Source organism: Serratia sp. HNCC26DJ244, assembly GCF_057180565.1.
The window spans coordinates 65,019-80,914 of record NZ_JBXUGO010000018.1; the positions used below are offsets into that span (position 1 = coordinate 65,019).

The window sequence follows — 15,896 nt, forward strand, 5'->3', positions numbered from 1 at the left end:
CTCTGCTTGCGGGTCACTTCAGCAATAAACAGGCTCAGTCTACTGCCAATGAAGTCACCACGGCAACCGTGTTCTATAAAGGGCTTATTACGACAGGTCGACCTGTTGATTATCGATCAAGCGCGCTTTACCCAGCCAGGCAGCCATTAATATGACTGCATGGCGGCTCTCTATACCTAATGGTTGCAGCGTGTCGGCATCACGGATAAATAATTCATCAGGGGTAAAGCCAGCAGTGCGCAGCCTTTCCGCAGCCTGCCCAAGTAATTTATCCACATGGCGCTCACCATGGCTGAGTTGCTCTGCTATGCCATGCATAATCATGCTTAGCTGCGGTGCAATTTTGCGCTCTTCGGCATTGAGGTAGCCATTGCGTGAACTGAGTGCCAACCCATCTTTGGCGCGCACTGTGGGTACACCAATAATGTCAATATCGTACCCCATGTCCTCGACCATCTTGCGGATCAGTGCCAGTTGCTGGTAATCCTTCTCGCCAAAGCAGGCCAGATGAGGTTGAACCAGATTAAACAATTTACTGACCACGGTAGCTACACCACGGAAATGCCCTGGACGGCTGGCACCTTCAAGGATGGTGGAAATACCAGGAACATCGACACTGGTTTGCTGATCCAATCCTTGTGGGTAAATTTCTGCTGGTGATGGGGCGAATATCAGATCAACATTACGGTGAGTGAGTTTTTCACTATCCTCTTGCAGTGTGCGTGGGTAGCGAGCCAAATCATCAGGGCGATCGAATTGCATCGGGTTAACGAAAATAGTCACAACCACAACATCGGCACGAGCACGAGCCTCATCAACCAACGTCATGTGGCCTTCATGCAGGTTTCCCATGGTGGGGACCAGTGCGATGCGCTTGCCTTCTTGCCGCCAGCGGCGGATTTGTTGGCGTAGCAATGGCAGAGTTTCGACAATTACCATTCCATAACTCCTGGAGTTTCAATCAATCTTTCAAACAATCATTCATTCAAGCAATGACAAAATTAGTTGAACGAGTGCTCTTCTGCAGGATAGACACCTTGTTCAACTTCCTGAATATAGCGTTGTACTGCACTGCGGATATCACCACTCTGTGCCAGAAAGTTTTTGGCAAATTTTGGAATATGGCCACTGGTGATCCCTAAGGCGTCATGCATGACCAGTATTTGACCATCGGTAGCATTACCGGCACCAATGCCAATTACCGGGATAGACAAGGCTTCTGTCACCTTCCGCGCCAGTTCACTCGGAACGCACTCCAGTACCAGGAGTTGCATGCCAGCCTGCTCCAGGCTTTTGGCATCCTCCAACAGTTGGTTTGCTGTGGCTTCCTCGCGCCCTTGCACTTTATAACCACCGAACAGGTTGACCGATTGCGGTGTCAGCCCGAGATGACCACAAACCGGAACAGCACGTTCTGTCAGCATTTTTACGGTATCAATCAGCCAACTGCCCCCTTCCAGTTTGACCATATTAGCCCCGGCACGCATCAGTTCTGCCGCACTGTGGCAGGTTTGTTCAGGGGTAGCGTAACTCATGAAAGGAAGGTCGGCCAATAACAGGCAGGCTGGTGCGCCACGACGCACCGCACGAGTATGATAGGCGATGTCGGCGACGGTAACGGGGAGTGTGGAGTCATGCCCTTGTAGTGTCATCCCTAACGAGTCACCAACCAACATCACTTTAATGCCTTGTTGCTCGAATAATTGGGCAAAACTGGCATCGTAAGCCGTTATGGTGGCAAATTTGTTCTTTTGCTGTTTCCACTGGCGTAAGTGGCTCACGGTGGTGGGTTTCACGATCATCTCTCCAAAGAATAGCCGTACAATTTATCCCCAGCGCCATGCAGGTGGTAAGCGGGGGGCGGAATGCTGGGGTATATTGACACCACCTTAATGATACAGGGTGGTGAGGTGGCAGACGTTCCTCTAGGGTTGTTTCAGCAGGCAGGTGATTACCATAACGTCATGCCGTTTTTAGGTACAGGTTTCAGGCAGTCTGCCAGGCTTTCACCATCCGGCAACACCAGATTTGGCGCAATATCCGCTAGCGGATAGAGCACAAATTCACGCTGTTTCAGGCCATAGTGTGGCACGGTTAAGCGCTCGGTATTAATCACCTGGTCACCATATAACAGGATGTCCAGGTCCAGTGTGCGTGGCCCCCAGCGCTCATCTTTGCGGACCCGCCCTTGGTCGCGCTCTATCGCTTGAGTGTGATCAAGCAATTGTTCTGCGGATAACAGCGTATCCAGTGCCACCACCGCATTAAGAAAATCCGGCTGGTTTTGTGGCCCCAGCGGCTTGGTACGGTAGAACGGCGAGCAAAGGATGCGCTGGGTCTGTGGTAGATGATCCAATGCTGCCAGTGCGTTATTTATCTGCTCAATGGGATGCGCCAAGTTGCTCCCAAGAGCGATATAAACGCGTACCATTATACTTCCTCTTTACGTGGGGATCGGTTACGCGGGCGGCGCTGACGCGTTCTGCGTGGTGCCGGGTCTTCCCCCAACGTGCTCACCATATTTTTCTGCTGTGCCGCAGTAGCTTCCTGGAAGTCGCCCCACCATTTGACCAAGCGCAGCATCTCGGCATTGTTTTCCACTTCGGCGCGCAGTGCCAGCAAATCGTAAGCGGCGCGGAATTTGGGGTGTTCCATCAGCTTATAGGCACGTTTGCCTTGACGGCGGGACAAGCGTAATTGCAACTGCCAGATATCCCGCACTAATGTGGTGATCCGCTTGGGAATCGCTAATGAACGACACTCTTCATCCAGCACATCATTCATTGCCAGTGCAAAGGCATCATAATAGGTTAGCCCACTCTCCTGAACCAGCTTCTGTGCGTGTTCCAGCAGTGGGTACCACAACATGGCAGCAAACAGGAAAGCCGGGTTGACACGCAGACCGTTTTGCAGACGGTGATCGGTATTTTTCAGTACCTGCACCAGAATGCGTTCCATTGGCGTATCCTGGTCTGGCGTGAAGTGGCGCGCAATCAGTGGGAACAGCGGCTGGAACAGCTGATATTCACACAGTTTGAGGTAGGTTTGATAACCACTCCCTGTCTGCAATAATTTCAGCGATTCTTCAAACAGACGAGCTGGCGGGATCTCGCTCAGTAATGAAGCTAGCCGAGGGATTGGCTCGGCAGTTTCTTTGCTGAGGGTCATGTCCAGTTTGGCGGCAAAGCGTACCGCACGTAGCATCCGCACCGGGTCTTCACGATAGCGGGTTTCTGGATCGCCGATCAAGCGGATGACACCTTGTTGCAGATCGTTCAGGCCACCGACGTAATCGCGCACGGTAAAATCCGCAATGCCGTAATACAGGCTATTGATGGTGAAGTCGCGGCGCTGGGCATCTTCTTCAATAGAACCAAAAATATTGTCGCGCAGCAACATGCCACTCTGCGCTTGTTGCGAAGAGTTCTTGTCTGACTCTTGATGCTGTTCGTGATGGCCACGGAAGGTGGCAACTTCGATAGTTTCTGGCCCAAACATCACATGTGCCAGCCGGAAACGGCGGCCAACCAGACGGCAATTACGGAATAATTTGCGTACCTGATCCGGGGTAGCATTGGTGGTAATGTCGAAATCTTTGGGCTTTTTGCCAAGCAATAGATCGCGTACACCACCACCGACCAGATAGGCTTCATAGCCGGATTTGTTCAGACGGTATAGCACCTTCAGGGCATTATCACTGATGTCTTTACGTGAAATCGAATGCTGATCACGCGGGATCACGGTGATTGAGCGTGCGTCTGCTGTGGTCGGCAATGGCGCACGCTTGCGCGCTGCCGGACGGCGGGCAGGGTTATGGGCGCCGCTGGTAGCAGAGCGGGGTGATTGTTTCGCCGGTTGTTCTACGGGGGCGAGTTCCTCGCTAGTTGGGGCTTGCTCGCTGTCCCGCGCATTATCGCGGTTCAATTTGTCATCGCGGATAAGCACCTTACGGCAGAAATTGGCTACTCGGGTAAAAATAGTACACCTCGATAGTGACGGATAAAAAAGTGCTAATTAAAAACAGCGGCTAATAATAGCTCACCATGGCGTCTTTGAGAATGCTGTTGTGATTTTACTCACTATATTGACGTCTGTTATCACTACAATGAATCTGGGGTGAGATGAATAGCCCGTTGGCGTGGTACATTTTCTAAGCACCAATGTTGCACAGCCCAGTTCAATAATAACGACAGGCTCAGATCTTGCCAGCTTTCTGGCTGTGGTTGCTGGAGAAACTTGAGGGCCTTAATCAGCGTCGGGCGTGGGTCACCACTGGGTAGCGCCGGTGCTTGATTTTGTTTCGACAGCTTGATCCCATGATGGCCTAATGCCAATGGCAAATGAATATAGTGCGGAACCGGGGCTTGTAACTGCTGGTATAGCGCAATTTGGCGCACGGTGGGGGCGATCAGGTCGGCACCACGAACGATTTCGGTCACCCCTTGAAAATGGTCGTCAATCACCACAGCCAGATTATAGGCAAACAGGTCATCACGGCGGCGAATGATAAAATCTTCTTCTGCCAAGGCGGGTTCAGCCTGCAATTCCCCCTGCAACCGATCGTTAAAGGTATAGATCGGGTTTGATTGTCGCAAACGGATTGCCGCACCTTGTGGGCCAAGTCGTAACTGACGGCAATGACCATCGTATAGCCCACCAAGCTGCTGGATACGCTGGCGTGTACAGGTACAGTAATAACTTGCTCCCTGTTGTTGTAAACAATCAAGGGTAGCTCGGTAGGCGTCGAGGCGTTGGGACTGATATAGCACCTGACCATCCCAGTGGAGGCCATAGTGTTCTAATGTCGTCAGGATGCGGTCAGCTGCACCAGCCACTTCCCGCGGAGGGTCGATATCTTCAATGCGTACCAGCCATTGCCCGTGTTGAGCACGAGCCTGAAGGTAGCTTCCCAGAGCGGCAATCAGCGAACCGAAATGCAGATCTCCAGAAGGCGATGGGGCAAAACGCCCCACATAGTGACTGTCTACCATAGCAGTAGGAAGCAGTGTCCTTTACTCGGTGTGGCGCGTATAGAGGCACGCGCCACAGGCGGTAATGACGGCTTAGCCAGCCATCTGCTTTTCACGGATCTCGGCCAACGTCTTGCAATCGATGCACAAATCAGCAGTCGGACGCGCTTCAAGGCGACGAATGCCAATCTCCACGCCGCAAGATTCGCAGTAGCCGAAATCATCGTCTTCTACTTTCTTCAGCGTTTTCTCGATCTTTTTGATCAGTTTACGTTCACGGTCTCGGTTACGAAGTTCAAGGCTGAACTCTTCTTCCTGAGTTGCTCGGTCTGCTGGATCAGGGAAATTAGCTGCCTCTTCCTGCATATGTGAAACCGTGCGGTTAACTTCATCCCTAAGCTGGTTACGCCATGCATCAAGAATGAGTCTGAAATGCGCCAACTGAGCGCTATTCATGTATTCTTCGCCCGGCTTCTCTTGGTACGGCTCCACCCCAGCGATGGCGAGAATGCTCAAGGACGAGGCTTTACGGGTTTGCCCTTCTTGCATATTGCTTCTCCTACATACACACGCACTATACCTTTATTACAACGATGTTCAGGTATATCGAATCCCCGAAGAGGGGAAAAACAGGCCGCTATAAATAACAGAAGGGAAGAGGGATGGCAATTATTCCTGTCGCCTACTTGACAATGCTGTGAAGGAAGGCGTAATCGACGCGGCTATCTGGTGGCAAAATTAATCACTGCCCGCACGCGCTAATCGATAAAAAACGGTAACTTATCACAGAGTGATAGACCGTCAGGTGATAATTTTGCCCCATAACAAATCACTTCCACTCCTGTCTGCTGAACTTGCTTGAGTAGTGCCGCATAATGCTTATCTATATGATGTGCCGGAGTCACCTGAGCGATACCACTGTGCAATACCGCAAAAAACAGTACCGCCCGTTGACCTTGTTCAACCACGCTTTGCAACTCACGTAGATGTTTTTGTCCTCGGAGCGTAACAGCATCTGGGAAATAACCACGATCATGTTGCAATAGTGTGACAGACTTGACTTCAATATAGCAGTTAACCCGGTTTTCTGCCTGTAATAACAAGTCGATACGGCTATTTTCCGTACCATATTTTACTTCACTGCTGATTTTACAATAACCGGATAATTCAGTGATTATATTCTGTTCAATTGCTTCACGCACCAGCGTATTGGCACGCAGCGTATTGACGCAGATCCAGTCACCTCCCTGCGTATGGGTGAGTTCCCAACTCTGGGGATATTTACGCTTGGCATTCTCTGACGTGGAGTACCAAACCGTATCACCCGGTGTCGCACAGCCGGTCATCGCCCCGGTATTGGCACAGTGCAAGGTCAAGGTTTCGCCTGTTGGCGTAATCACATCAGCCAGAAAACGTTTATAACGCTTAATCAGTTGGGCAGATTTTAGCGGTGGGGTAAAAATCATGTTTTATCCTGTTGGTTGAGTGTCCACTGCTCAAGTTCATGGTAGCGGGTACGACCTTGTTCAAACACCGATTGATAGAGCGAGAAATGACGGGCATCAAAATGCCAACCCGGCGTGCCCGGGGGAAGAACCAGCGGTTTAGTCGCCGCCCGCAGTAACGTGATATGGGGGTGAAACGGTAATGGGCTCTGATAGCAACCACTGCGGGCCGCCTGCGAGCGGAGTAAGGCCGCCAACTGCAACAGGGCGCGTGGTGCCTGCTTGGTGCCAAGCCAGACGATACCCGGGCGCGGCCAGTGACCGAGGTCATCAAGGCAGAGCTGAAAGCCAGCTTGCACTATGCGTCCGGCCAGCGCTTTTAATGCTCGCTCTTTCTGCTCACTAAGCTCGCCCAGAAATGCCAGAGTCAGATGTAGGTTGGCAGCAGCAACCGGGCGGCCATCTTCGGGAGCGAAGGCAGTGGCACGCCAGCGTATCACCTGTTGTTGCAAGGCATCAGGTAACGGAAGTGCAAAGAACAAGCGGCGCGAACTGGACATGTAACCCCGGTAAGTGAATTAAACGCTGAGGGTAATGCTACAATGGGTGTCATTCATTAACTACCCCACGAACCACTCCACGGAGAATTTAGTGTCCTTATTGCCCGTCAGTGCGGTTGTTGAGCAACTGCTTGCCTCACTGCAATCCGCCCCTCAGGTCTTGCTGCATGCGCCGACCGGTGCCGGTAAATCTACTTGGTTGCCACTACAAATACTGGCAAAAGCTCAGTTGCCAGGGCGTATTATCATGCTTGAGCCGCGGCGGTTGGCGGCCAGAAACGTGGCCTATCGCCTGGCACAGCAATTGGGGGAAGAGCCGGGCCAAACCGTCGGTTACCGTATGCGGGCTGAAAGCAAAATCGGCCCTCAGACTCGTCTGGAAGTGGTGACTGAAGGAATACTGACCCGCATGTTGCAGCAGGATGTTGAACTGCAGGGGGTTTCCTTGGTCATTCTGGATGAATTCCACGAACGCAGCTTGCAAGCGGATTTGGCCTTGGCCTTATTGCTTGATGTGCAACAGGGGCTGCGTGACGATTTGAAGTTACTGATTATGTCAGCGACGCTGGATAATGTGCGTTTGTCGCAATTACTGCCGGCAGCACCGGTGGTGGTTTCAGAAGGGCGTAGTTATCCTGTTGAGCGCCACTATCAACCACTGGCTAGCCATCAGCGGTTTGAGGAGGGGGTGGCATCGGTGGTGAAGCGCTTACTGTCTGAGCAGCAGGGTTCATTGCTGCTTTTCTTACCTGGCGTGGCGGAAATCAATCGGGTACTGGAACGGTTGACAGGGGATGTGGCCACTGACATTGATCTCTGCCCGCTATACGGCGCATTGCCCTTGATGCAGCAACAAAAAGCGATTCAGCCCGCAGCGAAGGGACGCCGCAAAGTGGTGCTGGCCACCAATATCGCGGAAACCAGCTTGACCATTGAAGGGATTCGTCTGGTGGTTGATGCGGGCCTGGAGCGCGTAGCCCACTATGACCTGCGTAGTGGGCTGACTCGTTTGGTCACCCAGCGCATCAGCCAGGCTTCCATGTTACAGCGTGCCGGGCGTGCTGGGCGTCTGGAGCCTGGTATCTGCTGGCATCTGTTTACCCGGGAGCAGGCGGAACGTGCGGCGGAGCACGCAACAGCGGAAATCCTGCAAAGTGATCTCGCCAGCTTATGGCTTGAATTATTGCAATGGGGGTGTGTGGATGTCGAACAACTGACCTGGCTTGATAAGCCTCCTCAAGGGGCATTGATGGCAGCCAGCCAGTTGTTACACACCTTATCGGCCATCGACAGTGGGGGCAAACTCACGGCTCAAGGTCGCAAGATGGCGGGATTGGGTTGCGAACCCCGGTTAGCGGCCATGCTCTGCGCTGGCGCAGAGATGGGGCCTGATGGATTAGCGACAGCAGCGATGTTAGCGGCTCTGCTTGAAGAACCGCCGCGTGGTGGGCAGATCGATATTGGCTATTGGTTGAGTTGCCCCCAATCACATTGGCAACGCCGGGCGACTCAACTAAGTAAGCGCTTACTTCAAAAATCAGGGCAGGTGGATACTGAGCTTGCCCCTTTTTTGCTGGCAACGGCTTTTACCGACCGTCTAGCGCAGCAGCGTGGGCACGATGGGCGTTATTTGCTGGCGAATGGTTTAGGGGCCGCTATGGATCAGCATGACGCACTATCCAGGTACCCTTGGCTGATCATTCCTTCCCTGTTGCAAGGGCACAACAACCCGGATGCTCGTATCCTGTTGGCGTTACCGATCGAGATTGACAGCCTGGTGACTCAACGGCCACAGCTGGTCAGCAGCCAGACTGCCGTTGAATGGGACGAAGATAAAGGCACTCTGCGCGCATGGCGGCGGCAACAGATAGGCCGCTTAATCTTGCGGGCTCAACCGCTGGCCAAACCGGCAGATGCAGAGTTGCAACAGGCACTGATAAACTGGATACGCACGCAGGGGGTGGGTGTACTCAGTTGGGACAGCGCCGCAGAGCAGTTACGTTTACGTTTACACTGCGCTCAGCGCTGGCTGCCTGAGGCTGCGTGGCCTGCGGTAGATGATGAGTCGCTGTTGGCGACATTGGAAAGTTGGTTATTACCGTCATTGGGGGGCGTGCGCGATCTTCGTGGACTCAAGCAGGTAAATATGGCTGAAGCCCTGGGGCGTCTATTGAACTGGCAACAAAAACAGCGGCTGGATAATGCGTTACCGACTCATTACACTGTAGCCACCGGCAGCCGCTTACCGATTCGCTATGACAGCGATAATCTGCCAGTGCTGGCGGTGCGTTTACAAGAGATGTTTGGTGAACAACGTAGCCCAATGTTGGCCGAGGGGCGTATAGCGGTGGTGCTCGAGCTCCTTTCACCCGCACACAGACCATTGCAAATTACCAGCGATCTGGCTGCTTTCTGGCAGGGGGCGTACCCAGAGGTACAAAAAGAGATGAAAGGGCGCTATCCCAAACATGTATGGCCGGATGACCCAGCCAATAGTCCCCCGACCCGACGTACCAAAAAATATCAATAACGGTACCGCTAGTTTAGGGGGATGGGTTTTCTGCACCTTTGAAGGGTGATGGGTATAATTCAGAAGTTTCTTCTGTTCTGTAGCCTGCTACAGGACTAGATTAAGCGATAAATAATGGCCATCAGGGCCACAATATGGAGAGCAACAGTAATGGCTGGGGATGACCGCAAGCCGATTGGGCGCCAAGGGAGACAAGCTAAACGTCAGGCGCCACGTAGACCGATGCGCCGTCGTCGTGATGAGGATTATGACGATTATGATGAATACGAAGAAAACGAGTATCAGGATGAGTATGACGACGACGAGGATGGCTATGATGAGGAATATGAGGAAAAACGCATGTCGCGCAAGGTAAAAGCGCGCCCATCACGTAAAAAACGCCGTTGGCTGGGTTTACTGATCAAGCTGTTCCTGGTGGTTGCCGCATTGTTGGCGGTTTATGGCGTTTATCTCGATTCGCAGATCCGCAGTCGTATTGATGGCAAAGTCTGGGAGTTGCCAGCGGCGGTGTATGGCCGAATGGTTAACCTGGAACCTGGAATGCCATACAGTAAACAGCAGATGGTTAATCTGCTGGAAGGGATGCAATACCGTCAGGTTAGTCGCATGACGCGCCCAGGGGAGTTTACGGTGGAGGGCAACAGTATTGAACTGCAGCGCCGTCCATTTGACTTCCCGGATGGCAAAGAGGGGCAGATCCACGCCCGGCTCGATTTCCAGAACAACGGCTTGGCAAAAATCGTTAATATGGATAATCAGCGTAACTTTGGTTTTTTCCGTCTTGATCCGCGTTTGATAACCATGATGCAGTCACCCAATGGTGAACAGCGCCTGTTTGTACCGCGTAGTGGCTTCCCGGATTTGCTGGTGGATACGTTGATCGCCACCGAAGACCGTCAGTTCTACGAGCATGAAGGCATCAGTCTTTATTCTATTGGCCGTGCAGTATTCGTTAACCTGTCCGCCGGTCATGCGGTGCAAGGCGGTAGTACCCTGACGCAACAATTGGTGAAGAACCTGTTCTTGAGCAGTGAGCGTTCACTTTCGCGCAAGCTCAATGAAGCTTATATGGCGTTGCTGCTGGATTATCGTTACAGCAAAGACCGTATTCTGGAGTTGTACCTTAACGAGGTCTACCTGGGGCAGAGTGGTGGTGATGAGATCCGCGGTTTTCCACTGGCGAGCCTGTATTACTTTGGTCGTCCGGTTAATGAGTTGAGTCTTGATCAACAGGCCTTGCTGGTGGGCATGGTCAAAGGCGCCTCGTTGTATAACCCATGGCGTAACCCGCAGTTAGCGTTGGAACGCCGTAATGTGGTGCTTAAGCTGTTGCAGGGGCAGGGGATGATTGACGCTGAGCTCTATAACATGCTGAGTAGTCGTCCGTTGGGGGTGCAGCCGAAAGGGGGCGTGATTTCACCGCAGCCCGCTTTTATGCAACTGGTGCGTCAGGAGTTGCAGAATAAGCTGGGTGACAAGATTAATGATCTTTCAGGGGTGAAGATCTTCACCACACTGGACCCGGTTTCGCAAGATGCGACGGAGAAAGCGGTTGAGGAAGGGGTCCCGGCGCTGCGTGCAGCTCGTCATGTTGATGATCTGGAAGCTGCCATGGTGGTGGTGGATCGTTTCACCGGCGAAGTTCGTGCCATGGTAGGGGGAGCTAATTCTCAGTTTGCTGGTTTCAACCGGGCAACTCAGGCGCGGCGTTTGGTGGGGTCACTGGCCAAGCCACCGACTTACCTGGCGGCGTTGTCGCAGCCCGATAAGTACCGCCTGAATACCTGGCTGGCGGATCAGCCGCTGTCGATAAAGTTGCCAAATGGTACCTCGTGGCAACCGAACAACTATGATCGCCAGTTCCGTGGCCGGGTGATGTTGGTTGATGCCTTGGCCAACTCCCTCAACGTGCCAACGGTCAATCTCGGGATGTCGTTGGGGCTGGATCAGATCAGCGCGACGCTACAACGCTTGGGTATCCCTAAAACCGCCATTTCTCCGGTGCCTTCTATGTTGCTGGGGGCCATTGGTCTGACTCCGATGGAAGTGGCACAGGAATACCAGACTATCGCCAGCGGGGGGAACCGTGCCCCGCTGTCTGCAGTACGTTCAGTGATTGCAGAGGATGGCACCGTGTTGTATCAGAGCTTGCCACAGGCAGAGCGTATGGTCCCGGCTCAAGCGGCTTATCTGACATTGTACGCGATGCAACAGGGGGTAGTCCGTGGTACTTCGCGTTCACTGTCTGGTAAATATGGCAACTACAATTTGGCGGCCAAAACCGGTACCACCAACGATTTGCGCGATAGTTGGTTTGCAGGTATTGATGGCAAGGAAGTGGCGATAGCCTGGGTTGGGCGTGATAATAATGGCCCAGCTAAATTAACCGGTGCTAATGGTGCTCTGACACTGTACCGTCGCTATCTGGAGAATCAGACGCCGTTGGCGTTGACGTTGCAACAGCCAGAAGGAATCAGCCAGATGGCCATCGATTCTGACGGTAATTTCATTTGTGGCGGTAATGGCTCGCGTACCCTCCCCGTGTGGACGGAAAACCCACAGGGATTATGCCAGGGGAGTCAGGCGGTGGTACAACAGGCTCAACAGCCATCGCAGCAAACTCAGCCACAGCAATCTCAGCAGCCAAAACTGGATGAGCAGAAAGATGCCGATGGTGTTCCTGGGTGGATCAAGGATATGTTTGGTCAATAAAATATATCCAGTAACAAAAACGGCGAGCCAGTGGCTCGCCGTTTTTACTACCCTCATATGGGCTTATTTCAAGCCAGCAGCTTCACGCAACAAAGGGGCTTTATCAGTGGCTTCCCAAGGGAAGTGTTCACGACCAAAGTGGCCATAAGCGGCGGTTTGGCGATAGATCGGTTTTAACAAATCCATCATCTGGATCAGCCCATAAGGACGCAGATCGAAAAATTCGCGCACCAGCACGGTCAACCGCTCAGTTGAAATTTTCTCAGTCCCGAAGGTTTCCACCATGATAGAGGTTGGCTCAGCCACGCCGATAGCATAAGAAACCTGGATTTCACAACGCTCAGCCAACCCGGCGGCCACGATATTTTTCGCGACATAACGGGCAGCATAGGCAGCGGAACGGTCAACTTTGGAAGGATCCTTGCCGGAAAATGCCCCACCACCATGACGCGCCATACCACCGTAAGTATCAACAATGATTTTGCGCCCGGTCAGGCCGCAATCACCCATTGGGCCACCAATAACGAAACGGCCTGTCGGGTTGATGTGGTATTTGGTATCAGCACTCAGCCATTCAGCGGGCAGCACGGGCTTGATGATCTCTTCCATCACTGCTTCTTGCAGCGCTTTTAGCGTGACCTCTTCACAATGTTGTGTAGAGAGTACCACGGTATCGATACCCACGATTTTACCGTCGTCATACTGGAAGGTGACTTGGCTTTTAGCATCTGGACGCAGCCATGGCAGAGTGCCATTTTTACGCACTTCAGACTGGCGTTGAACCAGGCGGTGTGCGTAAGTGATTGGAGCCGGCATTAACACGTCGGTTTCGTTGCTGGCATAACCAAACATCAACCCCTGGTCGCCAGCCCCTTGCTCCAATGGGTCACTACGATCTACACCCTGGTTGATATCTGGGGATTGTTTACCGATGGCGCTTAAAACCGCGCAGGAGTTGGCGTCGAACCCCATATCAGAATGAACATAGCCAATCTCACGCACGGTTTGGCGGGTGATTTCTTCAATATCAACCCAGGCGCTGGTAGTAATTTCGCCGCCAACGAGCACCATACCGGTTTTTACGTAGGTCTCACAGGCTACGCGCGCTTTAGGATCTTGTTCTAGAATGGCGTCAAGAACGGCATCGGAGATCTGATCGGCAATTTTGTCTGGATGTCCTTCAGAGACAGATTCAGACGTGAAAAGGTGTTTAGCCATGGTGATTCTTTACCTTGCACAAAACGGGTTAAAAATAACTGCACAGCGTTGGCGATCCGAACAGCAAAGCATCAGGGCTCTGGTGGTGATAAATTGATCCTGCAACGCCTCTCAGGCAAAGCTGTCAAGCAGTAGAAAAGTATAGATGGATTAACATCTGGACGTCTATTTTAAGTCAGGAGCTGAGAAGATTGCCAGCAATTTCTGATTTTTTGTGCTCGCGATCGCCCGTCTTTACGCCATTTTCATCGCTTGAAACAGTTTCTGGCAAATTTTCATTTTGCATTTTCCTTGAGTGTCCGGTAAAAACAGCGCCAGAATGCTTTTAGTGCATTACGCAGGGTGTGAATTTGCCGTTGATTCAAGTTGCAGTTAATACGCCTGCAACTTGGGTGAACTTGGGTATATGCTGAATAGATGTCCGCCATTAACGGGTGAAATTTATTTTTATGCTCCATGCAGGAGGTTGCCATGAATGATCAGGTTGCCAGCAAGATGCTGCGCACTTATAACGTCGCCTACTGGGGCAACAATTATTATGACGTTAATGAACTGGGACATATCAGCGTCTGCCCGGATCCAGACGTCCCACAGGCGCGTATTGATCTCGCTGAATTGGTCAAAGAACATCAGGCAGAGGGGGGGCGTTTACCTGCTCTGTTCTGTTTTCCTCAGATCTTGCAGCATCGTTTGCGATCAATTAATGCCGCTTTCAAACGTGCGCGTGAATCTTTTGGTTATCAAGGTGATTACCTCCTGGTTTACCCGATCAAAGTTAACCAGCATCGTCGGGTGATTGAGTCGCTGGTTAATTCGGGTGAGCCATTAGGGTTGGAAGCGGGTTCCAAGGCAGAGTTGATGGCCGTATTGGCACATGCCGGTATGACTCGTTCGGTGATCGTCTGTAACGGTTATAAAGATCGCGAGTATATCCGTTTGGCACTGATTGGCGAAAAGCTGGGCCACAAAGTCTATCTGGTGATCGAGAAGATGTCGGAAATTCGCCTGGTACTGGAAGAGGCCGAACGCCTGAATGTGATACCTCGTTTGGGGGTTCGTGCTCGTCTGGCTTCCCAAGGCTCAGGTAAATGGCAAGCCAGTGGCGGGGAAAAATCCAAGTTCGGCCTGGCCGCTATTCAGGTGCTGAAATTGGTGGAAACCTTGCGTAATGTGGGTCGCCTGGATAGCCTGCAATTACTGCATTTTCACCTGGGTTCTCAGTTGGCCAATATTCGCGATATTGCCACCGGAGTCCGTGAGTCTGCGCGTTTTTATGTCGAATTACATAAGCTCGGCGTTAATATTCAATGTTTCGATGTGGGCGGTGGCCTGGGTGTAGATTACGAAGGGACCCGTTCGCAATCCGATTGCTCGGTTAACTACGGTCTGAACGAATACGCCAACAATGTGATCTGGGGCATTGGGGATGCTTGCAATGAGTATGATTTGCCGCATCCAACGGTGATCACTGAGTCGGGCAGAGCAGTAACCGCTCACCATACTGTGCTGGTCTCTAATGTCATTGGGGTTGAGCGTAACGAATTCTGTGAGCCTGTTCCCCCACCGGAAGATTCGCCGCGCGCACTGGAGAGTATGTGGGAAACCTGGCAGGAGATGAATGAACCGGAAAATCGGCGTTCACTGCGTGAATGGTTACACGATAGCCAGATGGATCTGCACGATGTGCATACCCAATATACTCACGGGATGCTGGACCTGACCCAACGAGCCTATGCCGAGCAGTTGTATCTGAATATCTGCAATAAAATTCAGCAGCAGCTTGACCCAAGTAATCGAGCTCACCGCCCGGTTATTGATGAGTTGCAAGAGCGGATGGCAGACAAGTTATACGTTAACTTCTCGTTATTTCAGTCAATGCCGGATGCTTGGGGTATTGATCAACTGTTCCCGGTATTGCCGCTCGAGGGGTTGGACAAACCACCGGAAGGTCGGGTGGTGTTGCTGGATATTACCTGCGATTCTGACGGTACCATTGACCACTATATTGATGGTGATGGTGTGGCAACTACTATGCCGATGCCCCCTTACGACCCGGAAAATTTACCGGCGCTGGGGTTCTTTATGGTGGGGGCATACCAGGAAATTCTGGGGAATATGCATAACCTGTTTGGTGATACTTCCGCAGTGGATGTGTTTGTGTTCCCTGATGGTAGCGCGGAAACCGAGTTATCTGATGAGGGGGATACCGTTGCCGATATGCTGGAATATGTGCAGCTCGATCCCACAGCGTTGCTGGCGAAATTCCGCGACCAGGTGAAAAAAACCGATCTGGATAGTGAACTGCAGGCCCAGTTTGTGGAGGAGTTTGAAGCTGGGTTGTATGGCTATACCTATCTCGAAGATGAGTAAATCTATTTGATTGATTGGTTGTCGAGTGAGGATTGACAGTTTCAGGGCGACTAGCTAGCCCTGAAACTGTTGCTAAAGTGAAGGTTCTGAC

Annotated in this window: 12 protein-coding genes; 3 read left to right on the forward strand and 9 right to left on the reverse strand. The window is 52.1% G+C overall.

Features of this window, described 5'->3' with window-relative positions; translation table 11 throughout:
• Nucleotides 1-87 precede the first annotated feature (87 nt).
• The 8 genes from panC to thpR all read right to left on the reverse strand — a co-directional run bounded on the left by panC (nt 88) and on the right by thpR (nt 6,975).
• Nucleotides 88-939 (reverse strand): pantoate--beta-alanine ligase, encoded by an 852-nt coding sequence (panC, locus tag AC2A06_RS14330; RefSeq protein WP_484380730.1) that lies wholly within the window; start codon nt 937-939, stop codon nt 88-90.
• Nucleotides 940-1,001: 62 nt separating this feature from the next.
• Entirely contained in the window at nt 1,002-1,796 is a 795-nt protein-coding gene (gene panB, locus AC2A06_RS14335; RefSeq protein WP_484380731.1) for a 3-methyl-2-oxobutanoate hydroxymethyltransferase, read from the reverse strand.
• A 155-nt stretch (nt 1,797-1,951) separates the two neighbouring features.
• Nucleotides 1,952-2,431, reverse strand: coding sequence for a 2-amino-4-hydroxy-6-hydroxymethyldihydropteridine diphosphokinase (folK, locus tag AC2A06_RS14340; RefSeq protein WP_473196986.1), 480 nt, complete (start codon nt 2,429-2,431; stop codon nt 1,952-1,954).
• A complete protein-coding gene (gene pcnB / locus AC2A06_RS14345; RefSeq protein WP_484380744.1) occupies nt 2,431-3,978 on the reverse strand; it encodes a polynucleotide adenylyltransferase PcnB in 1,548 nt (515 codons plus the stop codon). The genes folK and pcnB overlap by 1 nt, the downstream gene beginning before the upstream one ends.
• 122 nt (nt 3,979-4,100) lie before the next feature.
• Nucleotides 4,101-4,991, reverse strand: a complete 891-nt coding sequence (gluQRS, locus tag AC2A06_RS14350; RefSeq protein WP_473196987.1) for a tRNA glutamyl-Q(34) synthetase GluQRS — start codon at nt 4,989-4,991, stop codon at nt 4,101-4,103.
• A 72-nt stretch (nt 4,992-5,063) separates the two neighbouring features.
• Nucleotides 5,064-5,519, reverse strand: coding sequence for an RNA polymerase-binding protein DksA (gene dksA, locus AC2A06_RS14355; protein ID WP_023489537.1), 456 nt, complete (start codon nt 5,517-5,519; stop codon nt 5,064-5,066).
• Between the two features lie 209 nt (nt 5,520-5,728).
• Nucleotides 5,729-6,436 (reverse strand): DNA/RNA nuclease SfsA, encoded by a 708-nt coding sequence (sfsA, locus tag AC2A06_RS14360; protein WP_023489536.1) that lies wholly within the window; start codon nt 6,434-6,436, stop codon nt 5,729-5,731.
• The gene (thpR, locus tag AC2A06_RS14365) at nt 6,433-6,975 is read right to left on the reverse strand and encodes an RNA 2',3'-cyclic phosphodiesterase (protein WP_023489535.1); all 543 of its coding nucleotides are present in this window, start codon (nt 6,973-6,975) and stop codon (nt 6,433-6,435) included. The genes sfsA and thpR overlap by 4 nt, the downstream gene beginning before the upstream one ends.
• Before the next feature lie 91 nt (nt 6,976-7,066).
• Here thpR and hrpB point away from each other — a divergent pair, with 91 nt between their 5' ends.
• Both hrpB and mrcB read left to right on the forward strand, forming a co-directional pair.
• Nucleotides 7,067-9,505, forward strand: a complete 2,439-nt coding sequence (gene hrpB / locus AC2A06_RS14370) for an ATP-dependent helicase HrpB (RefSeq protein ID WP_484380732.1) — start codon at nt 7,067-7,069, stop codon at nt 9,503-9,505.
• A gap of 150 nt (nt 9,506-9,655) precedes the next feature.
• Nucleotides 9,656-12,217: a bifunctional glycosyl transferase/transpeptidase gene (mrcB, locus tag AC2A06_RS14375; RefSeq protein WP_484380733.1), complete on the forward strand. Its 2,562-nt coding sequence runs from the start codon at nt 9,656-9,658 to the stop codon at nt 12,215-12,217.
• A 63-nt stretch (nt 12,218-12,280) separates the two neighbouring features.
• Here mrcB and metK read toward each other — a convergent pair whose 3' ends face one another.
• Nucleotides 12,281-13,435 carry a methionine adenosyltransferase gene (gene metK / locus AC2A06_RS14380; protein ID WP_023489532.1) on the reverse strand — a complete coding sequence of 385 codons (1,155 nt, stop codon included), beginning with the start codon at nt 13,433-13,435 and terminating at the stop codon, nt 12,281-12,283.
• Nucleotides 13,436-13,891: 456 nt separating this feature from the next.
• Here metK and speA point away from each other — a divergent pair, with 456 nt between their 5' ends.
• Nucleotides 13,892-15,805 (forward strand): biosynthetic arginine decarboxylase, encoded by a 1,914-nt coding sequence (speA, locus tag AC2A06_RS14385; protein ID WP_200874161.1) that lies wholly within the window; start codon nt 13,892-13,894, stop codon nt 15,803-15,805.
• Nucleotides 15,806-15,896 lie beyond the last annotated feature (91 nt).